Below are 24,587 nucleotides of genomic sequence, written 5' to 3'. Positions count from 1 at the left end.
AAACGAAACCTCAGGACCCGCTAAACCTGCTGCGCGTTGCACTGCCGGCCTGCGATGCTCGCCGTACTAGCGTACGACTGCGCTTCTCTGCCGACATTGCTGCCGCTCGCGACGGTTTATCGTTCCCTGCGCGTCGCTCACGCTTGCCGCAAGCGCGTCAACAGGGCGCGCACATGCGGCAGGTCGACCTCGCCTTCGGGCTCGGCGCGGGCCAGCAGCAGGTCCATCAGCGGGTTGTCCGCCAGGTCCAGCAAACGGGTCAGCGCATCGACGTCCTCGTCGCTCAGGTCCGCTTCGTGTGCGTCCAGGAAGCGCGTGAGTATCAGATCGTTCTCGAGCAAGCCCCGGCGTGCGCGCCAACGCAGGCGGGCACGGTTGGCTGGGTCGGATTGATGCGTTTTCACACTAGAGTCCGTTGTTGGGTCAACACTATACTCCGGCTGCCGGGAATTGGCAGTACGGTACTTTTACTGTATTTGCGGCATCTTTACGGGGAAATACCGTAGTTTGCCGGCGTTTGTTGAACGCGTCGGCAGGCAAGCTGCCGGCCCTAGGTAGGGTTGGCGGCTCTGCCGCCAACGCGTTCAACTACCGCTCGAACAATCGTGACGATTGTTCGGACGAATCCGACCTTAGATCGCGCGGCGAACCAGCAATTCCTTGATCTTGCCGATCGCCTTGTTCGGATTCAGGCCCTTCGGGCACACGTCCGTGCAGTTCATGATCGAGTGGCAGCGGAACAGGCGGTACGGGTCTTCCAGGTTGTCCAGGCGCTCGGCGGTGGCTTCGTCGCGCGAGTCGGCGATGAAGCGGTAGGCCTGCAGCAGGCCGGCCGGGCCGACGAACTTGTCCGGGTTCCACCAGAACGACGGGCAGGAAGTCGAGCAGCAGGCGCACAGGATGCACTCGTACAGGCCGTCGAGCTCTTCACGCTCTTCCGGGGTCTGCAGGCGCTCTTTTTCCGGCTTGATCGAGTCGTTGATCAGGTAGGGCTTGATCGAGTGGTATTGCTTGAAGAACTGGGTCATGTCCACGATCAGGTCGCGGATGACCGGCAGGCCCGGCAGCGGGCGCAGCACGATCGGCTGGCTCAGTTCGTTCAGGTTGGTGGTGCAGGCCAGGCCGTTCTTGCCGTTGATGTTCATTGCGTCCGAACCGCACACGCCTTCGCGGCAGGAGCGGCGCAGGGCCAGCGAGTCATCGACGTCGGACTTGATGCGCTGCAGGACGTCGAGCAGCATCTTGTCGGTGTCTTGCAGCTCGACGGTCACGTCTTGCATGTAAGGCTTCGTATCCTTGTCCGGATCGTAGCGGTAAATCTTCAGTTGGACGGTGCGTGCCATGTTTTTACCTGTCTTCTAAACCGGGGCCCTGCCCCGGTTTCGTCAATATTAGAAAGTACGTGCCTTCGGCTTGAAGGTCTCGACGGTCAGCGGCTTGGTGACCACAGCCTTGTACTCGAGGCGGTTGTTCTCCGAGAACCAGAGGGTGTGCTTCATCCAGTTGTCGTCGTCGCGCTTCTCGTAATCGCTGTGGGCGTGGGCGCCGCGCGATTCCTTGCGCGCCGCGGCCGAGACGATGGTCGCCTTCGCGGTCTCGATCAGGTTGTCCAGTTCCAGCGCTTCGACGCGGGCGGTGTTGAACACCTTCGACTTGTCCTGGAAGGACACGTGCTTGCGGCGCTCGTCGAGCTTCATGATTTCCGTCACGCCCTGGTTCAGCAGTGCGTCGGTACGGAACACGCCGCAGTACTTCTGCATGGCGGCGCGGATGTCGTTGGCCACGTGCTGGACCTTCTCACCGCCGGTGGAGGTTTCCAGGCGGTTCAGGCGCTCCAGGGCGAAGTCGGCGGCGTCCTTCGGCAGCGGCTTGTTCAGCTTCTGCTTCAGGTTCGAGGCGACCACGTGGTTGCCGGCCGCGCGGCCGAAGACCACCAGGTCGAGCAGCGAATTGGTGCCCAGGCGGTTGGCGCCGTGGACCGAGACGCAAGCGCATTCGCCGATCGCGTACAGGCCGCCGACAATCTTTTGACCTCCAGAGCCGTCAGGCGCCACAACTTGACCGTGGATGTTGGTCGGGATGCCGCCCATCTGGTAGTGGATGGTCGGAACGACCGGGATCGGTTCCTTGGTGGCGTCGACGTTGGCGAACTTGTGGCCGATTTCGAGAATCGAAGGCAGGCGCTTCTTGATGGTGTCGGCGCCGATGTGGCGCAGGTCCAGCAGGACGTGGTCCTTGTTCGGACCGCAGCCGCGGCCTTCCTTGATCTCCTGGTCCATCGAGCGCGAGACGAAGTCGCGCGGCGCCAGGTCCTTCAGGGTCGGCGCGTAGCGCTCCATGAAGCGTTCGCCGTTGGAGTTGATCAGGATACCGCCCTCGCCGCGCACGCCCTCGGTGATCAGGACGCCCGCGCCGGACACGCCGGTCGGGTGGAACTGCCAGAACTCCATGTCCTGCAGCGGCAGGCCGGCGCGCGCCGCCATGCCCATGCCGTCGCCGGTGTTGATGAAGGCGTTGGTCGATGCGGCGAAGATGCGGCCTGCGCCGCCGGTGGCGAAGATGGTGGTCTTCGCTTCCAGGATCATGGTGTCGCCGGTTTCCATTTCCAGGGCCAGCACTCCGACCACGTCGCCTTCGGCGTCGCGGATCAAGTCGAGGGCCATCCACTCGACGAAGAAGTGGGTGCGCGCGCGGACATTGCGCTGGTACAGCGTGTGCAGCAGGGCGTGGCCGGTACGGTCGGCCGCGGCGCAGGCGCGCTGGACCGGCTTCTCGCCGAAGTTCGCGGTGTGGCCGCCGAACGGACGCTGGTAGATGGTGCCGTCCGGGTTACGGTCGAAAGGCATGCCGAAGTGTTCGAGCTCGTACACGACCTTCGGGGCTTCGCGGCACATGAATTCGATCGCATCCTGGTCGCCGAGGTAGTCGCCGCCCTTGACGGTGTCGAACATGTGCCAGTACCAGTCGTCTTCGCTCATGTTGCCGAGCGAGGCGCCGATGCCGCCCTGGGCCGCCACGGTGTGGGAACGGGTCGGGAACACTTTCGACAGCACCGCCACGTTCAGGCCGGCTTCGGCCAGTTGCAGCGATGCGCGCATGCCGGAACCGCCGGCGCCAACGATGACCGCGTCAAAACGACGGGTAGGAATTGCAGGTTTGATTGCTGCCACGATTACACGCTCCAGAGAATTTGCACAGTCCACGCGGCGCAGGCGAGCAGCCAGAAGATGGTCGCCAGTTGCAGCATCAGGCGCAGGCCTGCCGATTTGATGTAGTCCATCCAGATGTCACGGATGCCGACCCAGGCGTGGTAGAACAGGCCGAGGAAGGTCACCAGCGAGAACAGCTTGAACCACTGGCGCGCGAACAGGCCGGCCCAGCCTTCGTAGCTGAAGTTCTGGCCGGTCAGGAACATGACCAGCAGGATGACGGTGTAGACAGCCATGACGATGGCGGTGACGCGCTGCGCCAGCCAGTCCTTGACGCCATAGTGGGCGCCGACGACGAGGCGGCGCGGGCCGATGTTATTCTTGGTTGCCATGGTTTAGAACACTCCGAACAGTTTCAGGCCGACCAGCGCGGTCAGGGCCAGGCTCACGACCAGCACCCAGCGTGCGGTCTTTTGCGCGGCGTCCTTGTCCAGGGCAAGGTGGTTGTCCATGAACAGGTGGCGAACGCCGGCGGTGAAGTGGTGCAGGTAGGCCCAGGACAGGCCCAGCAGGATGATCTTGACGAACACGTTGCTCATGATGCCGCGGAAGTGCTCGAACGAGGTCTCCGACAGCAGGCTTTCCTGCAGCAGGTACAGCAGGAACGGCAGCATCAGGAACAACCCGGCGCCGCTGATGCGGTGCAGGATCGACACGACGGCCGACGGCGGCATGCGATATTTGCCAGTAATATCGCTAATGCCAATATTGCGGAACTCCGGCCGCCCTTTTTTTGCAGCTTCTTTCACGGCTTCGGACATACAACACCTCCCTTATGACGACAAATTTTTAGTGAACCCTTCATTTTCTCCGATTTTGTAGCCGGGTCCAACAAGCTGCCGTGCAGCATTGCGGGTCAGCTTGCGTCGAACCGGGTCATGTCCGTCGCTTACCCAAAACCAACATATTTTAATCGCATCAGGCGATCGCTGCAGCATGCGGCGCTGGAATGCTGCAACTGCAAACCGGCTTCCTGCGTTGGCAAGAAGCCGGTTTGTCATTATTTCTACGGTCTCACGCAGGGTGGGCGGGAGACCCGCCCACCCTGCGATGCATTCTCACGAAAGTTCGCTCAGGTAGTGATGATTCGCCGTCGAATACAGCCCGCGCCGCAGTTCCACCGCCTTGTCGCCATAGGTGAACGAGACCCGCTCCGCGCACAGCAGCGGCGTGCCTTCGTCCACCTTGAGGAATTCGCTGGCCGAGGCGTCGGCCACGACCGCGCGGATCTTCTCGGTGGCGCGGATCATGCGCGTGCCGAATTCGGATTCGAACAGGCCGTACATCGGCCCCTTGTATTCCACCAGGCGCTCGGCGCTCAGGCCCTTGAACAGCTGGCCCGGCAGCCACAGTTCTTCCAGGATGGTCGGCTGGCCCTCGAAGGACAGGACACGCTTGATGTACACGACCGCGTCGCCGGATTTCAGTTCGAGCAGGCGCGCCACCTCGGCCGGCGCGCGGATGCGCTTGACCTCGACGAAGCGGCTGTCGGAATGCTGGGGCAGGCCCTCGTCGGGCATCAGGCGCAGGAAGCGGAAGTGGGCGCGCTCCTCGGCGTGGGTGGCGACAAAGGTGCCCTTGCCCTGGCGGCGCACCACCAGGTTCTCGGCGGCCAGCTCGTCGATGGCCTTGCGCACGGTGCCCTGGCTGACCTTGAAGCGCCCCGCCAGTTCGACCTCGCTGGGCATCAGCTCGCCCGGCTTCCATTCGCCCGATTGCAGGCTTTGGGTGATCAGGGCCTTGATCTGCTGGTAGAGCGGCCGGAACGAGGGGGACGCGCTGCCGGCGGGTTCGCTGGCCTGGTTGGACGGGACGGGATTCATAGACCACGATTTCACCACAAAAGTGCAATACCGTCCAGTGTGAAACCCTCTAACACATGTGTCTTATATAAGACATATGATATGAATTGACTGATGGAACGGCAGAGGAGTACACTCGCGGTCGACCGGGCATCCGTTCTTGCTCTTATTGCACGCGCGCGACACCCGCTTCACCGCTAGAACCGAGAATGGCGCTTTTGGTATCATTGCAGTTTTTCCTAACAGGCGTATCCTCGGCATCGGCCCAGGCACTGACCGTTTTCATTCCCACTTTGGAGATTCATCATGGCTAAAACCCCAATGCGCGTTGCCGTTACCGGCGCGGCCGGCCAGATCGGCTATTCCCTGCTGTTCCGCATCGCCAACGGCGACATGCTGGGCAAGGACCAGCCGGTCATCCTGCAGCTGCTGGAAATCGACAACGAAAAAGCACAGAAGGCGCTCAAGGGCGTCATGATGGAAATCGACGACTGCGCATTCCCGCTGCTGGCCGGCATGACCGCCCATGCGGACCCGATGACCGCCTTCAAGGACGCAGACTTCGCCCTGCTGGTCGGCGCCCGTCCGCGCGGCCCGGGCATGGAACGCAAGGACCTGCTGGAAGCCAACGCCCAGATCTTCACCGTGCAAGGCAAGGCGCTGGACGCCGTTGCTTCGCGCAACGTCAAGGTGCTGGTGGTCGGCAACCCGGCCAACACCAATGCCTACATCGCCATGAAGTCGGCCCCTAGCCTGCCGGCCAAGAACTTCACCGCCATGCTGCGCCTGGACCACAACCGCGCCCTGTCGCAAGTGGCCGCCAAGACCGGCAAGCCGGTGTCGTCGATCGAGAAGATGGCCGTGTGGGGCAACCACTCGCCGACCATGTACGCCGACTACCGCTTCGCGACCGTCGACGGCCAGTCGGTCAAGGACATGATCAACGACGACGCCTGGAACCGCGACACCTTCCTGCCGACCGTCGGCAAGCGCGGCGCCGCCATCATCGAAGCGCGCGGCTTGTCGTCGGCAGCGTCGGCAGCCAACGCCGCCATCGACCACATGCACGACTGGCACCTCGGCACCGCCGGCAAGTGGACCACCATGGGCATCCCGTCGGACGGTTCGTACGGCATCCCGAAGGACACCATGTTCGGCTTCCCGGTCACCGTCGAAAACGGCGAATACAAGATCGTCCAGGGCCTGGAGATCGACGAGTTCTCGCAAGAGCGCATCAACCTCACGCTGAAGGAACTGACCGAAGAGCGTGAAGGCGTGGCGCACCTGCTGGCCTAAGGCAGCTTGCGGTCGATGGAGCCGGCCGAGCCGTCCGTCCGCCGCACACGCCGTGCCGCCTCTCCAGGCGGCGCGGCGAATTCGGCTTGTGCCGCCGCCCCTGGCGGCACGGCTACTCCCGCTTCGACTGAACACCCTATGCACCCTTCCGAGGTTTTATTCCAGGGCAAACGCCAGCCGCTCCTCCTCCCCGCCTGCGATCACTACGCCGGCTCGGAGAAGCTGATGCGCAAATCGATGGCCCTGCAACAAGAGCTTGGGCCGGTCTTCGACATCACCTTCGACTGCGAGGACGGCGCCGCCGCCGGCAGCGAAGCCGAGCATGCCGCCCTGGTGGCCGCGCTGCTCAATAGCGAAGACAACCGCTTCAACCGCATCGGCGCCCGCGTCCACGAGCCGGCCAGCCCCCACTTCGCCAACGACGTCGCCGCCATCGTCGGCGGCGCGGCCGCGCGCCTGGCCTACGTGATGCTGCCCAAGGTGAGCAGCGCGATGGAAGTGGCGCGCGCGATCGACCTGATCAACCAGCACGCCGGCCCTGCACGGGCGGAATTGCCGGTACACGTTCTGATCGAGACCCACGGCGCCCTGCGCGAGGCCTACGACATCGCCGCCCTGCCCCAGGTCGAATCCCTGTCCTTCGGCATCATGGACTTCGTGTCCGCGCACTACGGCGCGATTCCGGCCGCCGCCATGCGTACGCCCGGCCAGTTCACCCACCCGCTGGTGGTGCGCGCCAAGCTCGAGATCGCGGCCGCCTGCCACGCCCATGGCAAGGTCCCGTCGCACAACGTGACCACCGACATCAAGGACAGCGCCACCGTCGCCAACGACGCCCAGCGCGCGGCCGCCGAATTCGGCTTTACCCGCATGTGGAGCATCCACCCGGACCAGATCAAGGCGATCCTCAAGGCCTTCACCCCGCGCTTGTCGGAAGTGAACGAAGCCACCAACATCCTCGGCGAGGCGATGGCCGCCGGCTGGGGACCGATCGCCCATCACGGCCGCTTGCACGACCGCGCGAGCTACCGATATTATTGGACCGTTTTGCAGCGCGCGAAGCTGGCCGGCCTTGGCCTGCCGGAAGCCGCCGCGGCAATCGTCAACCAACCGGAAGCCTCCTGATGTCCACCCACCTGTCCAAACTCCTCGCCGCCTGCGCGTTCGCGCTGGCGGCCGCCGGCGTGTGCGCGCCGGCCGTCTCCGCCCCCGCCGAAAAACATCCGAAGGCGGAAGACGTGCTGAAGGCGCAGGCCAAGCAAGCCAAGTCGAGGTCCAAGAAGGCCAAGGCCGGTGCAGCCGCAGCCGCAGCCACTGCCGCCGCAGCCACTGCCGCCGCGGCCGATCCGCTCAGCCCCGAGGTGGCCGAGCCGGACATCACCGACACCGTCGTCACCGACTACGCTTGTGAACTGAACAACAAGATCACGATCTACACGAACGAAAAGGACGACAGCCACATCGCCCTGCGCTGGAAGAAGCGCCTGCACCGCCTTGAGCGCGTGGGCACGACCACCGGCGCCCTGCGTTTCGAGAACCCGCACTACGGCCTGATCTGGATCGGCATTCCCGCCAAGGGCATCCTGCTGGATTCGAAGCTGAACCGCCAGCTGGCCAACGAATGCAAGAACGCCCAACAGGCGACGGCTGTCGTGGCCGCAGCGCCCGAGGACAAGAAAAGCTGATGCAGGCATTTGCCCGCCGCGCATCGCCCGATGTTATTTGGTATTGAAATAACAAAATCCCCACTGAAGGAGAGATTATGTCTCGCAACACTCTGAACACACTGAAGGAATTCCCGATCGGCGCCAGCCAGTCGGGCCAGTTCTACTCGCTGCCGGCCCTGGCCGACAGCCTCGGTGTGAACCTGTCGCGCCTGCCGGTGTCGATCCGTATCGTCCTCGAATCCGTGCTGCGTAACTGCGACGGCAAGAAGGTCACCGAAGAGCACGTCAAGCAGCTCGCCAACTGGGGCGCGACCGCCGAGCGTACCGACGAGATCCCCTTCGTCGTCGCCCGCGTCGTGCTGCAGGACTTCACCGGCGTGCCGCTGCTGGCCGACCTGGCCGCGATGCGCAACGTCGCCGCCAAGACCGGCGCCGATCCGAAGAAGATCGAGCCGCTGGTGCCGGTCGACCTGGTGGTCGACCACTCGGTCACCATCGACCACTTCCGCGAACCGAACGCGCTCGACCTGAACATGAAACTGGAATTCCAGCGCAACAACGAGCGCTACCAGTTCATGAAGTGGGGCATGCAGGCCTTCGACACCTTCGGCGTCGTGCCGCCGGGCTTCGGCATCGTCCACCAGGTCAACCTGGAATACCTGGCGCGCGGCGTGATGCGCCAGGGCGAAGTGTTCTACCCGGACACCCTGGTGGGCACCGATTCGCACACCACCATGATCAACGGCGTCGGCGTGGTCGGCTGGGGCGTGGGCGGCATCGAGGCGGAAGCCGGCATGCTGGGCCAGCCGGTCTACTTCCTGACCCCGGACGTCATCGGCGTCAACCTGAAGGGCAAGCTGCGCGAAGGCTGCACCGCGACCGACCTGGTGCTGACCGTGACCGAGATGTTGCGCCGTGAAAAAGTCGTGGGCAAGTTCGTCGAGTTCTTCGGCGAAGGCACCCGCTCGCTGTCGACCACCGACCGCGCGACCATCGCCAACATGGCCCCGGAATACGGCGCGACCATGGGCTTCTTCCCGGTGGACGAAGCAACCGTCGACTACTTCCGCGGCACCGGCCGTACCGAAGAAGAACTGGCTGCCTTCGAGAACTACTACAAGGCCCAGGGCATGTTCGGCATCCCGCAGGAAGGCGAGATCGACTACACCCGCGTGCTGGAACTCGACCTGTCGACCGTGACCCCGTCGCTGGCCGGCCCGAAGCGCCCGCAAGACCGTATCGAACTGGGCCACGTGAAGAACACCTTCACCGAGCTGTTCAGCAAGCCGACCACCCAGAACGGCTTCAACAAGGCGCCGGAAGACCTGGGCCGTGTCTACGAGACCAGCAACGGCGTGCGCGTGAAGAACGGCGACGTCCTGATCGCCGCCATCACCTCGTGCACCAACACCTCGAACCCGAGCGTGCTGCTGGCTGCCGGCCTCCTGGCCAAGAAGGCGGTCGAGCGCGGCCTGACCGTGGCGCCGCACATCAAGTCCTCGCTGGCCCCCGGCTCGCGCGTGGTCACCGAGTACCTGACCGCCGCCGGCCTGCTGCCCTACCTGGAAAAGCTGGGCTTCGGCGTGACCGCCTACGGCTGCACCACCTGCATCGGCAATGCCGGCGACCTGACCCCGGAACTGAACGCCGCGATCGTCGAGAACGACATCGTCGCCTCGGCCGTCCTGTCGGGCAACCGTAACTTCGAAGCGCGTATCCACCCGAACATCCGCTCGAACTTCCTGGCGTCGCCGCCGCTGGTCGTCGCCTACGCGATCGCCGGCAACATGACCCGCGACCTGATGTCCGAGCCGGTCGGCAAGGACAGCAACGGCGTCGACGTCTACCTGGGCGACATCTGGCCGACCTCGCAGGAAGTCGGCGAACTGATGCGCTTCGCGATGAACTCGGAAGTCTTCAAGAAGAACTACGCCGACGTCAAGGGCAACCCGGGCGAACTGTGGGAGCGCGTGTCGTCGACCGAAGGCCAGGTGTACAACTGGCCCGAGTCGACCTACATCGCCGAGCCGCCGTTCTTCAGCGACTTCGAGATGACCCCGAAGGCAGCCGCCAGCGGCATCACCGGCGCCCGCGCACTGGGCGTGTTCGGCGACTCGATCACCACCGACCACATCTCGCCGGCCGGTTCGATCAAGGAAGACGGCCCGGCAGGCAAGTGGCTAAAGGACCATGGCGTCCTGAAGGCCGATTTCAACTCCTACGGCTCGCGCCGCGGCAACCACGAGATCATGATGCGCGGCACCTTCGCCAACGTGCGCATCAAGAACAAGATGATCCCGGCCAAGGCGGACGGTTCGGCGGTCGAGGGTGGCATCACCATCCACCAGCCCTCGGGCGAACAGCTGTCGATCTACGACGCGGCAATGAAGTACGTGGCGGAAGGCACCCCGACCATGATCTTCGGCGGCGAAGAGTACGGCACCGGTTCCTCGCGCGACTGGGCGGCCAAGGGCACCCAGCTGCTGGGCGTGAAGGCGGTCATCTGCCGTTCCTTCGAGCGTATCCACCGCTCGAACCTGGTGGGCATGGGCGTGCTGCCGCTGCAGTTCATCGGCAACGACAGCGTCGAGTCCCTGGGTATCACCGGCAAGGAAACCTACGACCTGAAGGGCCTGGAAGGCGAGATCAAGCCGCAACAGCTGGCGACCCTGGTGATCCACCGTGAAAACGGCGAAGCCCAGGAAGTCAAGGTGCTGCTGCGTATCGACACCCCGATCGAAGTCGACTACTACAAGCATGGCGGCATCCTGCCGTTCGTGCTGCGCCAGCTGCTGGCTGCCTAAGCCGGACTGCTGAAGTTCAAAGGGCCGGAATCCGCGAGGGTTCCGGCCCTTTTCTTTTATGGTCTACGCAAGCACGCCCCGTTTGCGTCAGTCCGTGCAGTCCGGCGAGGACCCAGCCGGCTTGCCGCGGCCTATTTTCGCGAAGGATTCCAGGCCGGCGCCGATCGAGTCGTCCTTGGCGCGGCTTCTCTCCGCGGCAATGAATGAATAATGGTAGCCGTAGTAACTCCTCGCATCCGGCTGGAACAGGAGCAGTGCAACCTCGCACTCGCAGATTTTGTTGCGCGCGCAGATATCGAGTGCAGCAAAAAAATCATTAATGACTGCGACCTCGCGGCGAAGATTCTCGTCATGAATGACTCGCCGCGTAAACGCATAGTATTTGTCGGCGGACCCGATGACCTGCTCGTACTCGGCCGCGTGCCGCAGCCAGGCCGATACCAGCACGGTCCTGGCTTCCAGTACATGGTTGCTGTTGTAGCGGTCAAAGAAGGCCAATGTCTCTTTCACACGGTCGTCGTGCTTTTTATCGAGATACTGGACCATGGCGAAAACGCCGCCGACAGCGATCGCCACGGCCCCTGCAATGGGCGTCAGTACGTCCGTCCATTCCTTCAGTTCGGTGAGTTTCATACTCCCCTGCAATGAGGAAGATCCGGATTGCGTTTGCAAGGGTCGTCGAGCCCTTCCTGGGTGCCGCCTCCCGCTGAAGGGAGTGCGGGGGCAGTCGAGCCGGAAGTCCCTGTACCGCCTTTACCGGGGTCCGCCCTGCCCGTCGTCCCGGTAGTACCGCTCCCCGGTAGTGTTCTCCGGAACTCCTCCAAGCTATCCCGGCCGGTGCCGGGCCGCGAAGGCGGCCACATTGTTGCATCGCCTGGCTTGCCATTGGGATTCTTCGGATCTTTTTGATGCCCGGAGTCGCGAAGCACCTCGAGTGCGGACGCTTTCGCTTCCTTCGCGGATTTGTCCGCTTCGATCGCAAACTGTTTCGCGGCGCCGGACGACTTCATTGCATCGGTCACCGCCTTCCTCGTGGCGGCATCCTGGCCTTTTCCAGCCATAGGCTGAGCCAGCAGAACAGAGGAAAAGCATAGGCACAATGGAATGACGTACAGGCTCCCTGGTCTCGCAATCATGTCAGCTCCTGAAGTGGGAAACGCCGCTCAACAAAGAAGGAATGCAAGATCCAAGCCAGTTTGCCGAACAAGCGCCGTTTCAGTCACTTAACTCAGCTGCGGGATGCTCCGTGACGACCTGTGTCAGATTCGTCGACAAGTCCTCGAACGTGCATCGTGAATCGAACTCGGTTCACGCGAATGGCCTCGGTTTTCGGCTGCCGAATGCTCACTCGCCGAGAGCGGCGAGGTCTTGCCGTCTTCACTGCAACACCAAAAGGAAGAGACACACTAGACTTTTGCGCAATGTCTAAATGGAAAGGCTATACTCCGGGATTCGCCATATCGCCCCCATGAGCATACGCCTCCGCCTGATCCTCCTGATCGCCTCCGTCCTGCTGCCGGCCTTCGCCGCCGGCGCGATCGCGGTCTGGTTCGTCTATGCCGAGGAGCAGGACGCCCAGGAACGCAGCCTGTCGGAAGCCGCGCGCGTGCTGGCCCAGCTGGTCGACAACGAATTGCGCAACAGCGCCAACATCCTGCAGGCGCTGTCCACCTCGCCCGACCTCGCCGACGGCGACCTTGGACGCTTCTACAGCCACGCCAGGACCCTCTCGGCCGACGGCCGCAATCCGATCAGCCTGAGCGACCTGCGGGGGCGGCAGATCCTGAATACCCGCCTGCCCTTCGGCACCCCCGGCCGCACCATCAACGGGCGCCTGTTCGAGTTGCGGCAGCAGGCCGGGCCAAGCCGGCCGCTGGTCTCCGACCTGTTCTTCTCCGCCCTCGGCCAGCGCCACGAATTCGCGATCCAGGCGCCGGTCTTCGTGCAAGGCGAACTGCGCCACTACCTGTCGCGCCGGATGGAAGCGAAAGAGCTGCAGCGCTTCCTGGGCCGGCAGGGATTCCCCGACAAGTGGATCACCTCGCTCGTCGACCGGCAGGGCACGGTCATCGCGCGCAGCCTGCACGTCGAGCAGTTCATCGGCAAGCGCGCCACGGGCGAGCTGGCGCGCAAGATCGCCGCCGGCATGGAACAGGGAACCAATGACGGCGTGTCCCTCGACGGCACCCGCGTCAAGGCCTTCTTCTACCGCGCGCCGATGTCGGAATGGACCATCATCCTGAGTGTCCCGGTCGCCGAACTGAACGGCCCCGCGCTGCGCGCCTCGCTGCTGCTGGCCGCGCTCTTCACCCTGATCCTGGCGGCCGCCCTGGCCCTGACCCAGCGCTACCTGAGACGCATCCTGGCCCCCGTCCACCGCCTGCGCGACGACGCCCAGCGCCTGGGACGCGGCGACGCCGTCACGCCCTTCGCCTCCGGCCTCGCCGAACTGGACGTGGTGAACACCACCCTGGTGCGCGCCAGCGGCGAGCTGCGCGCGGCCAACGCCAACATGGAAAAGCGGGTGGCCGAAGCGATCGAATCGACCGAGCGGGCCCAGCGCGCCCTGCTGCATTCGCAGAAGCTCGAGGCGCTCGGGCGCCTGACCGGCGGCGTCGCGCACGACTTCAACAACGTTTTGCAGACCCTCACCGCAGCGCTGCAGCTGATCGCCATCGAAGCGAATCCGGACAGGCTGCCGGACCGCATCGCCGTGTGCAAGCGCGCGGTGGACCGCGCCGCCGCCCTGGTGGCCCAGCTGCGCGCCTTCGGCCGTACCCAGGACGCCTACCTGCAGACCGTGCGCGCCGACGAGGCGGTGAGCTCGGCCCTGCCCATGCTCAGGAACAGCCTGCCCAGCGCCATCCGGCTGGACACCGCGATCGCGTCCGGCGCCTGGGCGGTGAGGATCGACCTCACCCAGTTCGAGCTGGCCTTGCTCAACCTGGTCCTGAACGCGCGCGACGCCATCGAAGGCCAGGGCCTGATCACGGTCCGCGTCGAGAACCATCATGAACACGGCGCTGCGGACGGTCCGGTCCCGGCCGGCGAGTACGTCCGCATCGAGATCGCCGACACCGGGGCCGGCATGACGCCCGAGGTCCTGGCCAAGGCCTGCGATCCCTTCTACACCACCAAGCCGGTCGACAAGGGCAGCGGGCTCGGACTGCCACAGGCCTACGGTTTCGCCAGCCAGTCGTACGGCACCCTGGTGCTCAGGAGCGCGGTCGGCGCCGGCACCACGGCCAGCCTCTACCTGCCGCGCGCCGCGCCTGGCGCCGTGGCCCAAGCTCTGCCTGCCGGCCGCGACGGGGCGTCGGCCTCGCCCGGCCTGGCGGCCACGGTGCTGTTCGTGGAGGACGACAGCCTGGTGCGCGACAGCGTGATGCCGATCCTGGAACAGGCCGGGGCCGAAGTCCTGTGCGCCCGCAACGCCGAGGACGCGCTGCGCCTGCTGGAAGCCGGCCACCAGGTCGATATCCTGTTCACCGATATCGTGATGCCGGGAAAGCTGAATGGCGTGATGCTGGCGAAGCAGGTGCGCGAGCGGTTCCCGCACATCGCCTTGGTACTGGCCACGGGGTATTTCGCGGAGCACTTCGAACTACCGGAAGCCACCCTGCTGACCAAACCCTACCAGGCCAGCGACGTCCTCGAGGCGCTGCGGCGCGCCATCCTGTCCGCCGGCGGGCGCGAGCCGGTGCCGCTTTCGGCCACTCCCTGATGCGCGGGCGTCAGCCGCGCACCGATCGTCCCCAACGAAAAAAACCCTCCTGAGCGGATCAGGAGGGTGAATCCGGTTGCCCGGCGGGGGGTGGTACTCCGAGAAACAACAATCCACTTCAGGTGCGCGTCCACGGGACCGCGTCACCGGCGCGTCCGAACGACGCATTGCCGGCCCATTGATAAATGAGAACGATTCGTATTATCTTTCGTATTTGTGCGTTTGGCAAGCATGGACGGGGCAGGCCTCCTTGTCGGGCAAGTACAGTTTCCCTTGTGTTCGTGGCATGTGGCCGAATCAACTACAATACCGGGGATAAGGGTTTATGATGCCCCCATGGACTTTCGATCCACACTTTATTGAAGAGACCCCTTAGCGCCATGCGTCGTCCATCCAAAGATTCATCTCCTAAACTATCCGCAGAAAGCCAGCGCCTCGTCAGCGTCTCGCAAGCCATCATGCAGGCTGCGAGCCGTGTCGAGGAGCGGGCCTGGGAACGCCAACTGGACACGCAACTGCAGAAACTGCTCAAGACCAACCACCAGGACAGCATCGACCTGGCCCTGAACGTCCTCTTCAAGGACGATCTCGGCGCCTACGATGTCCTGATGGATACCGTCGAGGCGATCAGCGAATCGGCCACGATGGTCGAGCAGCAGGACGGCGGCGACGTGACCTGGCAGTCGCTGCTGGTCGCCGCGCCGATCCTGGCCTGGACCCGCTTCTCGATCGCGACCGGGAACATCCCGTCCGAGCTGCTGAACACGCTGTCCGCGCACTTCTCGGCCCACCTGCTGGCCGACGGCGCCCGCCTGGCCATCGCACCCACCCTGTATTCGATCGACCAGCTGCCGCGCACCCACGCCGAGACCTACGCCCTGACCAGCAAGCTGGCCGCGGCCGCGCACAAGGGCGGCACCATCAAGCCGGCCGCGCGCGAGGCCGAGACCGCGCCCTTCCTTGCCGACACCCGCTACCTGCTGGTGGCCATCGTCGCGCCCCAGGGCGCGCCGCTGTTCCGCTGGCAGGAACCGCAGCACCACCTGCACTTCGCCGAGGAACGCAACCGCGCGCTGGAACAATGGCGCGCCCAGGCCACGGCCAATGTCGCGCGCCTGCTGCCGGGCTGCGGCATCGAGCTGCTGCTGCCGGAGGCGTATTACGTGGCCTGCCGCGAAGCCGACAAGCTGATCCGCCCGATCTCGATCCGCGCCGCCGTCCACTACCTCACCAACACCCTGGGTGTGGAAGCCTCGGACCTGCGCGCCGTGATCGCCGGTTTCGGCGAGGAAGCCGCCGACATCCAGATCGACGAGTACCGCGTCTCCTTCACCATGCGCCAGAGCCCGGACGTGGTCTACGGCATCGTCTGGCCGCTGTACGGCCAGGAAGACGAGAACGGCACGCCGATGGAAGGCCCGCTGGCCGCCAGCCCGACGCCGCTCACGCCGATCAACGAGATCGTCGCCCACCTCAACGATGCGGGCATCGCCCACATCAAGCGCATCAACGAGCGCTACGTGGCCGAGTACTGCGACGACTGCGGCTCACCGCTGTTCTCCGACCCGACCGGTGAACTGGTGCATGCCGAAATGCCGGAAGACGCACCGACCGGCACCGAGCACTTCCACTGATGCCGCGGGCGTCTCCCGAGCTCCCGGAAGCGCCCTTTCCCTTCCCGCCATGATCGACCTCCACATCCGCCCCGAACAGCCCGCCGATGCGGGGGCGATCGCCGCCCTGCTCCACGCCGCGTTTGCCGGCAACCCGCACAGCAATCACACCGAGCACCTGATCGTCGAACGGCTGCGCGCCAGCGGGCGCCTGAGCGTGGCGCTGGCGGCCCTGTTGCCGGACGGCCGCCTGGCCGGCCATGTCGCCTTCTCGAAGGTGAGCATCGATGGCCGTGACGAAGGCTGGTATGGACTGGGGCCGCTCGCCGTATTGCCGCAGCTGCAGGGCCAGGGCGTGGGTACGGCCCTGGTCGAGGCAGGCTTGTCGGTACTGCGCCGCAAGGGCGCGCGCGGCTGCGTGGTGCTGGGCGAGCCCGCGTACTACGGCCGCTTCGGCTTTGCGCAAGACGCCGGCCTGCGCTATCCCGGCCCGCCGCCTGAGTACTTCATGGCGCTGGCCTTCGACAGTCCGGCTCCGCAGGGTGTCGTCGCCTACGACAGCGCTTTTGCCTAGTTTCTACCTGACCGTTTTACGATAGTCCGATCACCCCGGCACGTCTCTCCGGCGAAGGCCGTAACCCAAGTTCTGTCGGCATTCCCGCTGCGCCACCAAGTTGGGCGCCGGCCTTCGCCGGTGCGACGGTCTCACGGGTAGCGATGAGATTCATCGATGCCCCCTGCTCCCGGCACCCTGAACTGCTCCGCCAGCCCCAGCGCACGAAAACGCTCCACCACGAACTCCACGAATACCCGCGTCTTGGCCGGCAGCAGCCTGCGGCTCGGGTAGTAGATGCACAGTGGCCGCGCCAGCGCATACCAGTCCGGCATCAGGTGCACCAGCTCGCCGCTGTGCAGGAAGGGCAGCGCATGCGGCGCCGGCAGCAGGGCCAGGCCCATGCCGGCGCGGGCCGCGGCGGCCATCGCTTCCGGATCGTCGCACACCGCCGCCGCGCGAAAGTCGGCCGGCACCTCTTCTCCCTCGTCAGTGCGCAGGGTCCAGGTATAGAGCCTGCCCGTGCGGATGGCGCGCCGCGCAATGCCATCATGCAGCGCGAGCTCGCGCGGATGTTCCGGCCGTCCGCGCCGCGCCAGGTAGGCCGGCGACGCGGCCACGATGATGTGCACCTGGGTCAATTCGCGCGCCACCAGGCCTTCGCTCAACTCGATGCCGCCGCCGATCGCGACGTCGAAGCCCTCGCCCACCAGGTCGACCTGGCGATTCTCGAAGTAGAGGTCGGGCACGACGGCCGGGTAGCGTTCGCGGAAAACTTCCAGCATCGGCACGAAATAGGTGCGTCCCACGGCCGGCGCCATGCTCACCTTGAGCTTGCCCGCCGGCTGGGCCGCGCCCTCGCGCGCGGCCAGCACCGCGCCTTCGATCTGGCGCCAGGGCTCGGCCACCTCGCGCAGGAATTGCTCGCCTTCCTCGGTCAGGCGCAGCTGGCGCGTGGTGCGCTGGAACAGGCGCACGCCGAGATGGCGCTCGAGGGCGGCGACGTTCTTGCTGACCGCGGCCGGAGACAGGCCGAGCCGGCGCGCGGCAGCGGAAAAGCCGCCTTCCTCGGCGCTGTAGAGGAAGGAAACGAGGTGGCTGATCGATTCGAGCATACGCCCATTTTATACCGCTGGTTGAAATTGTTTCGACAAACTACCGGCTAGTTTCAACCGGAGGTAAGGAAGATACTGTGTTCATCCACAACCCACCAGGAGAACACCATGCACACCCTCACCAGCAAAGTCGCTTTCGTCACCGGCGGTTCGCGCGGCATCGGCGCCGCCATCGTGCGCCGCCTGGCGGCCGACGGTGCGGCCGTCGCCCTCACCTACCAGAGCTCATCCGGCGCGGCCGAGGCCCTGGTGCGCGAGATCGAAGCCGCCGGCGGCCGCGCGCTCGCCATCCGCAGCGACGCCGCCGACCCGGCCGCCCTGCAGCAGGCCATCGATAGCGCCGCCGACCACTTCGGCCGGCTCGACATCCTGGTCAACAATGCCGGCGTCCTGCACATGGGGCCGGTGGACGAGTTCGCGATCGAGGATTTCGACAGGACGGTGGCCGTCAACGTGCGCGCGGTCTTCGTGGGCGCCAAGGCGGCGCTGCGCCACATGGGTGAAGGCGGACGCATCGTCAACATCAGCAGCGTCAACGCGCTGCGCATGCCCTTCGCGGGCGCAGCGGTCTATGCGATGAGCAAGTCGGCGCTGAGCGGACTGGTCAAAGGCCTGGCGCGCGACCTGGGGCCGCGCGGCATCACCATCAACAACGTGCTGCCGGGACCGGTGGACACGGACATGAATCCGGAGAAGTCGGACTTCGGCGCCACCCTGCATGGCCTGATGGCCCTGCCCCGCCACGGCCGTCCGGAAGAAGTGGCGTCGATGGTGGCCTACCTGGCCGGCCCGGAATCGTCCTTTGTCACCGGGGCCGACCTGCTGGTCGACGGCGGCTTCGGCGCCTGAGCGCTCAGTACCGGTACGTCAGGTCTCGGCCCACTGCCGCAGCAGGTTGTGATAGTGGGCCGTCAGCGCCACCGTCTCCGGGCAATCGCCCAGGCGGCCGCGCAGGGACTCGATGGTGCGGTCCAGGTCGTATAGCATGCTGCGCCGGGCGTCGTCGCGGATCATGCTCTGGGTCCAGAAGAAACTGCAGATGCGCTCGCCCTGGGTGACGGGCTGGACCCGGTGCACGCTGGTCGAGGGATAGACGATCAGGTCGCCCGCGTCGAGCTTGACCTCGTGCTCTCCGTAGGTGTCCTGCACCACCAGCTCCCCGCCCTCGTACTCCTCGGGCGCGGAAAGGAACAGGGTGCTGGAGACGTCGGTGCGCAGCATGCCCGGCATGCCCGGCACCACGCGCACCGCGCCGTCGACGTGGTCGCCGTAGTGCTCGCCCTCGCCGTAGCGGTTGAACAGCGGCGGCATCGAGCGCACCGGCAGCACGGCCGCGAAGAACATGGGATTGCGCGCCAGCGCCGCCTGCACGATGGCGGCCAGCTCGCGTCCCTCGGCCGAGGCTTCGGGCAGCTGGCGGTTGCGCTTGACCTGGGCGCCCTGGGCGCCCACGGTGGCGCGGCCGTCGGTCCAGTCGCTGCGCTCCAGGCGCGTGCGGATGATGCGCACCTCGTCCTGGGTGAGCACGTTCGGAATATGCAGGAGCATGAACAATCCTTCCCTCAAATGGCAAACCGGCCGGGCGAAGGCCGGCCGGTTTGCCTTCACGCCGCTTAGAAGCGGATGTTCGCGGTCAGGCTGGCCGAACGCGGGGCGCCCGGGGTGTAGCGGTAGCCGCTCTTGTTGATGCTGGCGACGTACTGCTCGTCGGCCAGATTGTAGACGTTCAAGCGCAGGTCGAGGTGCTTGTTGACCTTGTAGGATGCCATCGCGTCGAACACCCAGTACGAGTCGGTGAAGGCCGGGGTGCCGATGGCGCCGTCGGTACCGCGCTTGAGCTTGTCGCTGAAGCGCGCGCCGCCGCCGATCTTGAAGCCGCCCGGCAGTTCATAGGCGGTCCACAGGGTGAACGACTGCTTCGGCGTATAGGTCAGTGTGTTCTCGCGCGATGCAGTGATCATGCGGCCGCGCTCGACGCTGGTGTCCATGTAGAGGTAGCCCGCGCTGACCAGCCAGCCCGTCGCCAGCGCGCCGGTGGCGCCCAGCTCGATGCCCTGCACGCGCTTTTCGCCGGTCTGCGACCAGGTCAGGTCCACCGGATCCTGCTCGACCTCGTTCTTCACGTCGGTGCGGAACAGCGCGGCCGACAGCGACAGCTTCTGGCGCAGCAGGTCCAGCTTGCCGCCGATTTCGGTGGTGGTGGTCTTCTGCGGTTCGTAGATCGGGTTCTGCGGACTGTTGGCGTTGCCCGAGACGGTGAAGTTCGCGCCCGGCGGCTGCTTCGAGCTGGCCACCATCGCATAGACACTGCTGCTGGTGGTCGGCTTGTACAGCAGCGAAGCCTTGCCGTTGACCAGGGTGTCGCTCACGGTGAAGTGGGTCGGCACCAGCACGTTGTTGGTCAAGGCCACGACCGAGTAGTCGCCCTCGTAGCGCTCGACGCGCACGCCGCCGTTGAAGATCCAGCGCTCGCCCAGCTTGATGGTGTCGAAGGCGTACAGGGCCTGGGTGTCGATGTCGCCCTTGTTGTAGGCGCCGGTGCGGCGCGGGTTGAAGTCGCCCACGACGACGTTCGAATCCGGACGGTACAGGTTGGCTGGCGCCAGCGTGCCCAGGCCGGTGCGGCCGTAGCTGATCTGGCGTTCGTTGGCCAGTTCCAGGCCGGCCACCACGGTGTGCGAGAGCGCGCCGGTGGTGAAGTCCGCCGTCAGGCTGGTCTGGTTGGTCAGGATCTTGTTTTCCTGGTCTTTCGAGGTACGGGTGGTGCGCGCCACGGTCCAGGTCGACGGATCGCCCTCGACCGGGGTGCTGAAGTTGGCGGCGGTGGCAGTCCAGGCGCTCAGCAGGTAATCCTGGGTGGTGCGGCCGTAGCGGCTGGTGTTCTGCAGGCGCAGGGTCGGCGAGAACTCGTGCTCGACGCGCACGGTCGCCATGTCGGCCTCGATCTTGTCGAAGTCATGCTTCGAACCATAGAAGTTCTCCGGATCGACCGGTGCGGCGGCGCCGATGAAGGGACGCTTCGGGTCCGGGCTGGTGTAGCCGGGCAGGCCGACGGTCGAGACGCCGCCGTCGGGGATGTTGTCCTGGTCGACGTGCAGGTAGTCCAGGTAGACGCGGGTCGGACCGTTCAAGCCGAAGCCCAGGCTCGGGGCCACCGCCCAGCGCTTGTTGTTGACCACGTCGCGGGCGGGATTGCCGGCATCCTGGGCCAGCACGTTCAGGCGCAGCGCAATGCCGCGCTCGGCGTTGAGGACCGTGTTGACATCGGCCGTGGCGCGCTTCTGCGAGGCGCTGCCGCCGGTGAGCGAGCCGGACGCCGCTTGCGTCAGGTTGGCTTTCTTGGTGACCAGGTTGACCGAGCCGGTCGGGGCGCCGCGGCCGGTGTCGGTGCCGGCCGGGCCCTTGACCACGTCGATCTGTTCCAGGTTGAAGACGTCGCGCGAGACCGAACCGACGTCGCGCACGCCGTCGACGAAGATGCTGCCCGAGGTGTCGAAGCCGCGCATGAAGATCGCGTCGCCGGTGTTGGTGTTGCCGTTCTCACCGAGGAAGAAGGCGCCGACGCCCGGGGTGTTGCGCAGTGCCTCGGTCAGGGTCAGGGCGCCCTGCTGCTCGAACAGTTCCTTCTTGATCACCTGCACGGTCTGGGCGGTGTCGACCAGCTTTTCCGTGTACTTGGGCGAGGAAGCGTACTCGGCGCGGAAGCCGTTGTCGACCTGGCCGACAATCTCCACGGTGGTGGCCGGCTTGGCGTCGGCCGGCGGCGGCGCGACGTTATCGGCCTGCGCGCCCAAGGGCAGCAGCAGCGCCGCCAGGGCGGTGCTCATCACGTGGTTGTTGGCGGTCGAGCGTTTGCGGCTTTTTATTGCTTTCATTACAAAACTTTCTCTGGTCAAGTTGACGGGATTGCATTGGATGGCGGCAATTGTAAATAAAATTTAAGATGATGTAAACGAGAATTGTTCTCATTCGCATGCTCATTCAATAAAATCCGGATGGCGCGCACGCGTGCCGCCCGGACCGGCGGTATGATCGCCGGACCATTCCATTAACCCCCGGAACCCGTCCCGGCAGCGGCTACCGTCTGCCGGACAGGTTCTCAAGCCAAGGAGCACAGCATGGAAACCCAGGAACTCCACCGCGGCCGGCTGATCGACCATATCCAGCTGGTGGTGCGCGACCTCCCCGCTTCGCAATCCTTTTACACGGCGGTATTCGAAGTCCTGGAGGTGCCGATGGGCGGCACCGGGGATGGGTATTTCTGGGTGGACGAACTGTTCGTCTCGACAGCCGAAAGCGAGGCGGCGCAAGGTGCGCTGACGGGACGCCACCACCTCGCCTTCCAGGCCCGGGACCGCGCCATGGTCGACGCCTTCTACAAGGCGGCGCTGGCGCATGGCGGCAAGGATAACGGCGGACCGGGCGAACGGCCGTATCACCCGGGCTATTACGCGGCCTTCGTGCTGGACCCGGACGGCAACAATATCGAGGCCGTTTACCACGGCGAGGCGAAGCGCAGCGCACCCTCGGTGAAGATCACGTTCTAAGCCTGGGGCGGGCCGCGCAAAAAAGGGCGCACGAGGCGCCCTGTCGATGTCGAGGCCGGCATCCACTGCCAGTCAGCGCTTCTTTTGCTGCTCCATCTGGTACAACATGTCCACGATGCTGCGCTTGCTGGGCGCCGCATACGTACACCAGAGCGTGGTGTCCTTGTCGAAGTAGATCGTGTCGTACACGAGGATTTCCTTGAGTTCGCCGATACGCGCTTCGCGGCCGAGTTCCCACTTGCACTGGTCCTCGCTGCATTCCAGTTTGCCGCCGGACGGCAGGTTCCGCTTCAGCGCCGCGAAATAAGCGGGCACGTTCTTGCCTGGCAAGCCAATAATCGCCTCATGGATCTTGCGGTCACGCATGCCGACCCGCACCTCGGTCGGCGCCACGCCGAGCAGCTTGTAGTTGGCGCCCTGGTAGGCGACGATGGCGCCATGCATGGAGTCCTGTTCCTGCCTGTCGACGACTTTGCGCGCCGCGGTCAGGGCAAGCACTTCCTCGGTGCTCGGTGGGCAGGATTGGGCAAGGGCCTGCGTGGCCGCCATCGGCAGGCACAGCAGCACAACGAACTGGCGGAAAGTTTTCAACCTGGTCTCGGGCGAACGGAACGGGACAGCGGATGCAGAAGGGGCAGGACGCGCGGATCTCATCGGATCCCCGCGGCGCTGACGTTCGACGGCTGGCGATACTGCACCGGCGGCGGCGCCGGCGGGGTATAGCTGTAGCCGCCCCCGTAGCCGCTGTTGCTGCGCCTATCTTCTTCTTCCTGTGCTTGCGCCTCGAAACGGCTGACGCGGGCGTTGGTGGCATCGACAAACTCGTTGAGGCGGCTGCGCACCTTGTCGACCTGTTGTTCGAGCCCTTCCTCGAGCTGCGCGGCGTTTTCCACCAGGCGCTCCTGGTCGCGGGTGGCGACCCGTCCGAGACGCGCCCAGACCTCGTCCGGCACGCAATGCGGCATGCGCTTGGCCGAGCAGGTATACGGCTGGGTCAATTCCGCCATCAGCACGTATTTGCCGAACTCGTCCGCGTCGAGCGAGGGCGCGGCGGCGTCCTGCGCCACCAGTCTGTCCAGGCAGGCGTGGTAGGTCCGCAGCCGCTGGTTCATGTTCTCGAGGGCGGTGTTGTTCATGTCCGGAGCCTGGTAATCGAAACTGCCGCAGCTGGACAGGGGCTTCACGGCGCGGGCACGCTCAACCATCTTTCGCAGAGTGGAGACAGGCGCCTGGGACAGCACCGGCACCAGGTACTCGGCCGGCTTGCTGTCGAAGGCGGCGCGCGCCGCCTTCAGGCTGCGCACCGCGTCGGCGTCGCTGCGGGCGATCTTCTGCGCCAGGTCGGCCTTGCGTCCCTTGTGGTCTTCCACCTCGGGAAGAATGGATTGAAGGCACGCCTTGCGGTTCTTCTGCTCCCCCTTCAGCCACTTTCCAAGTTCAAAGTCCAACTCGTTCATCGGCATCGTCGCCGCACCCTTTGCAATGGCTTCGGTCGAGGCGCCGGCCGTGCAGATCTCGAGCAGGCGTGCGTAACGCACGGCCGGATCGTCTTCCGTTTCGCCCTGGAAGCCGTAGCCGGCCTGCTTCCAGCCGAGCATGCCCCAGCGCAGCCAGTAGATGTTCGTGTACCCGGCCTTGCTTGCGCGCGCCGCCACCTGCTGGGACAAGCCGCATTTGAGGTGGTGACAATAAACCAGCAGGGGACGCGCCTTGCGGCCCTCGGTCAGGCCGGCCAGCGCATCGGCCAGCTTGGCCTGCACGCCTGCTTCGGCGCCTGCGGCCCAGCGCATCGCGATGGCGCCAGGAATCTTGCGTTCGTCGTCCACGGCGGCGATCACGATCAGCTCCTTGCCGAGCTTCTTCATCATGCAGCGCGCTTCGGGCGAGGTCACGGTGATGGCGCCGTCGATCGCCAACGGGGTTTCACCCGATTCGCGCTCATCGTCGCTGTAGCGTTTGACGTCTTCGCCTACGCGGCAGGCGCTTGCGGCGGTCTTCAGGTTGGCAGCGAACGCGGCATGGGGCGTCGCCAGCGCTGCAGCGGCAAGCGCCAGCGCGGTCAGGAGTCGAAAGGGGGACATGATCGGAGTTCAGAGAGGAAACCCGACGATGTTATCAGTTTGGCTCCGATATTTGTATTACTGAAACAAAGATTACCTGAAATATATTAGATACTGTTGGTATCTAGATACATATGTCCGTATGGCGGCTCGCTTCGCCCAGCCGCCGCCGGACGCGAAGGTCCAGCCCGGCATTC

Annotated in this window: 21 protein-coding genes; 9 read left to right on the top strand and 12 right to left on the bottom strand. The window is 65.1% G+C overall.

Going from position 1 to position 24,587, the window contains the following annotated elements:
- Positions 1 to 137 precede the first annotated feature (137 nt).
- The 6 genes from V7778_RS12345 to V7778_RS12320 form a co-directional block, all read right to left on the bottom strand.
- Positions 138 to 404 carry an FAD assembly factor SdhE gene (locus V7778_RS12345; RefSeq protein WP_335555590.1) on the bottom strand — a complete coding sequence of 89 codons (267 nt, stop codon included), beginning with the start codon at positions 402 to 404 and terminating at the stop codon, positions 138 to 140.
- Positions 405 to 632: 228 nt separating this feature from the next.
- Positions 633 to 1,343: a succinate dehydrogenase iron-sulfur subunit gene (locus tag V7778_RS12340; RefSeq protein WP_335555588.1), complete on the bottom strand. Its 711-nt coding sequence runs from the start codon at positions 1,341 to 1,343 to the stop codon at positions 633 to 635.
- Between the two features lie 48 nt (positions 1,344 to 1,391).
- Complete coding sequence (gene sdhA, locus V7778_RS12335; RefSeq protein ID WP_335555586.1) at positions 1,392 to 3,170, bottom strand: succinate dehydrogenase flavoprotein subunit; 1,779 nt, start codon at positions 3,168 to 3,170, stop codon at positions 1,392 to 1,394.
- Positions 3,171 to 3,172: 2 nt separating this feature from the next.
- Positions 3,173 to 3,541 carry a succinate dehydrogenase, hydrophobic membrane anchor protein gene (gene sdhD, locus V7778_RS12330; protein ID WP_335555584.1) on the bottom strand — a complete coding sequence of 123 codons (369 nt, stop codon included), beginning with the start codon at positions 3,539 to 3,541 and terminating at the stop codon, positions 3,173 to 3,175.
- A 3-nt stretch (positions 3,542 to 3,544) separates the two neighbouring features.
- Positions 3,545 to 3,958: a succinate dehydrogenase, cytochrome b556 subunit gene (gene sdhC, locus V7778_RS12325; RefSeq protein ID WP_335555615.1), complete on the bottom strand. Its 414-nt coding sequence runs from the start codon at positions 3,956 to 3,958 to the stop codon at positions 3,545 to 3,547.
- Positions 3,959 to 4,267: 309 nt separating this feature from the next.
- Positions 4,268 to 5,032 carry a GntR family transcriptional regulator gene (locus V7778_RS12320; RefSeq protein WP_335555581.1) on the bottom strand — a complete coding sequence of 255 codons (765 nt, stop codon included), beginning with the start codon at positions 5,030 to 5,032 and terminating at the stop codon, positions 4,268 to 4,270.
- A 285-nt stretch (positions 5,033 to 5,317) separates the two neighbouring features.
- Here V7778_RS12320 and V7778_RS12315 point away from each other — a divergent pair, with 285 nt between their 5' ends.
- The 4 genes from V7778_RS12315 to acnA all read left to right on the top strand — a co-directional run bounded on the left by V7778_RS12315 (position 5,318) and on the right by acnA (position 10,778).
- Entirely contained in the window at positions 5,318 to 6,307 is a 990-nt protein-coding gene (locus V7778_RS12315) for a malate dehydrogenase (protein ID WP_335555579.1), read from the top strand.
- A 138-nt stretch (positions 6,308 to 6,445) separates the two neighbouring features.
- Positions 6,446 to 7,432: an HpcH/HpaI aldolase/citrate lyase family protein gene (locus V7778_RS12310; RefSeq protein WP_335555578.1), complete on the top strand. Its 987-nt coding sequence runs from the start codon at positions 6,446 to 6,448 to the stop codon at positions 7,430 to 7,432.
- Positions 7,432 to 7,992 (top strand): hypothetical protein, encoded by a 561-nt coding sequence (locus V7778_RS12305; RefSeq protein ID WP_335555576.1) that lies wholly within the window; start codon positions 7,432 to 7,434, stop codon positions 7,990 to 7,992. Before V7778_RS12310 ends, V7778_RS12305 begins: the two co-directional genes overlap by 1 nt.
- Positions 7,993 to 8,069: 77 nt before the next feature.
- On the top strand, positions 8,070 to 10,778 hold the full coding sequence (gene acnA, locus V7778_RS12300; RefSeq protein WP_335555574.1) for an aconitate hydratase AcnA: 2,709 nt from the start codon (positions 8,070 to 8,072) through the stop codon (positions 10,776 to 10,778).
- A gap of 87 nt (positions 10,779 to 10,865) precedes the next feature.
- Here the strand turns inward: acnA and V7778_RS12295 are convergent, their stop codons facing one another.
- The gene (locus V7778_RS12295; RefSeq protein WP_335555572.1) at positions 10,866 to 11,411 is read right to left on the bottom strand and encodes a hypothetical protein; all 546 of its coding nucleotides are present in this window, start codon (positions 11,409 to 11,411) and stop codon (positions 10,866 to 10,868) included.
- Between the two features lie 835 nt (positions 11,412 to 12,246).
- On the opposite strand from V7778_RS12295, the gene V7778_RS12290 reads away from it, so the two are divergent.
- The 3 genes from V7778_RS12290 to V7778_RS12280 all read left to right on the top strand — a co-directional run bounded on the left by V7778_RS12290 (position 12,247) and on the right by V7778_RS12280 (position 16,689).
- A complete protein-coding gene (locus V7778_RS12290; protein ID WP_335555570.1) occupies positions 12,247 to 14,502 on the top strand; it encodes a hybrid sensor histidine kinase/response regulator in 2,256 nt (751 codons plus the stop codon).
- A 380-nt stretch (positions 14,503 to 14,882) separates the two neighbouring features.
- Positions 14,883 to 16,136 (top strand): DUF2863 family protein, encoded by a 1,254-nt coding sequence (locus tag V7778_RS12285; protein ID WP_335555568.1) that lies wholly within the window; start codon positions 14,883 to 14,885, stop codon positions 16,134 to 16,136.
- A gap of 49 nt (positions 16,137 to 16,185) precedes the next feature.
- Positions 16,186 to 16,689, top strand: coding sequence for a GNAT family N-acetyltransferase (locus V7778_RS12280; RefSeq protein ID WP_335555566.1), 504 nt, complete (start codon positions 16,186 to 16,188; stop codon positions 16,687 to 16,689).
- A gap of 131 nt (positions 16,690 to 16,820) precedes the next feature.
- Here the strand turns inward: V7778_RS12280 and V7778_RS12275 are convergent, their stop codons facing one another.
- Positions 16,821 to 17,783, bottom strand: coding sequence for a LysR family transcriptional regulator (locus V7778_RS12275; RefSeq protein ID WP_335555564.1), 963 nt, complete (start codon positions 17,781 to 17,783; stop codon positions 16,821 to 16,823).
- 108 nt (positions 17,784 to 17,891) lie between these two features.
- Between V7778_RS12275 and V7778_RS12270 the strand changes: the two genes are divergently transcribed.
- Positions 17,892 to 18,632, top strand: a complete 741-nt coding sequence (locus V7778_RS12270; protein ID WP_335555562.1) for an SDR family oxidoreductase — start codon at positions 17,892 to 17,894, stop codon at positions 18,630 to 18,632.
- An 18-nt stretch (positions 18,633 to 18,650) separates the two neighbouring features.
- Here the strand turns inward: V7778_RS12270 and V7778_RS12265 are convergent, their stop codons facing one another.
- Positions 18,651 to 19,331: a Fe2+-dependent dioxygenase gene (locus tag V7778_RS12265; protein ID WP_335555560.1), complete on the bottom strand. Its 681-nt coding sequence runs from the start codon at positions 19,329 to 19,331 to the stop codon at positions 18,651 to 18,653.
- A 65-nt stretch (positions 19,332 to 19,396) separates the two neighbouring features.
- The gene (locus V7778_RS12260) at positions 19,397 to 21,658 is read right to left on the bottom strand and encodes a catecholate siderophore receptor Fiu (protein ID WP_335555558.1); all 2,262 of its coding nucleotides are present in this window, start codon (positions 21,656 to 21,658) and stop codon (positions 19,397 to 19,399) included.
- A gap of 243 nt (positions 21,659 to 21,901) precedes the next feature.
- Between V7778_RS12260 and V7778_RS12255 the strand changes: the two genes are divergently transcribed.
- On the top strand, positions 21,902 to 22,330 hold the full coding sequence (locus tag V7778_RS12255) for a VOC family protein (RefSeq protein ID WP_335555556.1): 429 nt from the start codon (positions 21,902 to 21,904) through the stop codon (positions 22,328 to 22,330).
- Positions 22,331 to 22,402: 72 nt separating this feature from the next.
- Here V7778_RS12255 and V7778_RS12250 read toward each other — a convergent pair whose 3' ends face one another.
- Positions 22,403 to 22,921 (bottom strand): hypothetical protein, encoded by a 519-nt coding sequence (locus V7778_RS12250; RefSeq protein WP_335555554.1) that lies wholly within the window; start codon positions 22,919 to 22,921, stop codon positions 22,403 to 22,405.
- Between the two features lie 59 nt (positions 22,922 to 22,980).
- Entirely contained in the window at positions 22,981 to 24,411 is a 1,431-nt protein-coding gene (locus V7778_RS12245; RefSeq protein ID WP_335555553.1) for a rhodanese-like domain-containing protein, read from the bottom strand.
- Positions 24,412 to 24,587 lie beyond the last annotated feature (176 nt).

This window comes from Massilia sp. DD77, assembly GCF_036961685.1.
Classification (GTDB): Bacteria; Pseudomonadota; Gammaproteobacteria; order Burkholderiales; family Burkholderiaceae_D; genus Telluria.
This window is presented reverse-complemented; position numbering and strand designations above follow the sequence as displayed.

Bases quoted from the DNA above. Each gene is read 5' to 3' on its own strand.
- V7778_RS12260 (WP_335555558.1), bottom strand. From the start codon at position 21,658: ATGAAAGCAATAAAAAGCCGCAAACGCTCGACCGCCAACAACCACGTG.
- V7778_RS12290 (WP_335555570.1), top strand. From the start codon at position 12,247: ATGAGCATACGCCTCCGCCTGATCCTCCTGATCGCCTCCGTCCTGCTG.
- sdhD (WP_335555584.1), bottom strand. From the start codon at position 3,541: ATGGCAACCAAGAATAACATCGGCCCGCGCCGCCTCGTCGTCGGCGCC.
- V7778_RS12340 (WP_335555588.1), bottom strand. From the start codon at position 1,343: ATGGCACGCACCGTCCAACTGAAGATTTACCGCTACGATCCGGACAAG.
- V7778_RS12320 (WP_335555581.1), bottom strand. From the start codon at position 5,032: ATGAATCCCGTCCCGTCCAACCAGGCCAGCGAACCCGCCGGCAGCGCG.
- V7778_RS12275 (WP_335555564.1), bottom strand. From the start codon at position 17,783: ATGCTCGAATCGATCAGCCACCTCGTTTCCTTCCTCTACAGCGCCGAG.
- V7778_RS12255 (WP_335555556.1), top strand. From the start codon at position 21,902: ATGGAAACCCAGGAACTCCACCGCGGCCGGCTGATCGACCATATCCAG.
- V7778_RS12305 (WP_335555576.1), top strand. From the start codon at position 7,432: ATGTCCACCCACCTGTCCAAACTCCTCGCCGCCTGCGCGTTCGCGCTG.
- V7778_RS12310 (WP_335555578.1), top strand. From the start codon at position 6,446: ATGCACCCTTCCGAGGTTTTATTCCAGGGCAAACGCCAGCCGCTCCTC.
- V7778_RS12265 (WP_335555560.1), bottom strand. From the start codon at position 19,331: ATGCTCCTGCATATTCCGAACGTGCTCACCCAGGACGAGGTGCGCATC.
- V7778_RS12285 (WP_335555568.1), top strand. From the start codon at position 14,883: ATGCGTCGTCCATCCAAAGATTCATCTCCTAAACTATCCGCAGAAAGC.
- acnA (WP_335555574.1), top strand. From the start codon at position 8,070: ATGTCTCGCAACACTCTGAACACACTGAAGGAATTCCCGATCGGCGCC.
- V7778_RS12270 (WP_335555562.1), top strand. From the start codon at position 17,892: ATGCACACCCTCACCAGCAAAGTCGCTTTCGTCACCGGCGGTTCGCGC.
- V7778_RS12315 (WP_335555579.1), top strand. From the start codon at position 5,318: ATGGCTAAAACCCCAATGCGCGTTGCCGTTACCGGCGCGGCCGGCCAG.
- V7778_RS12280 (WP_335555566.1), top strand. From the start codon at position 16,186: ATGATCGACCTCCACATCCGCCCCGAACAGCCCGCCGATGCGGGGGCG.
- V7778_RS12245 (WP_335555553.1), bottom strand. From the start codon at position 24,411: ATGTCCCCCTTTCGACTCCTGACCGCGCTGGCGCTTGCCGCTGCAGCG.
- V7778_RS12295 (WP_335555572.1), bottom strand. From the start codon at position 11,411: ATGAAACTCACCGAACTGAAGGAATGGACGGACGTACTGACGCCCATT.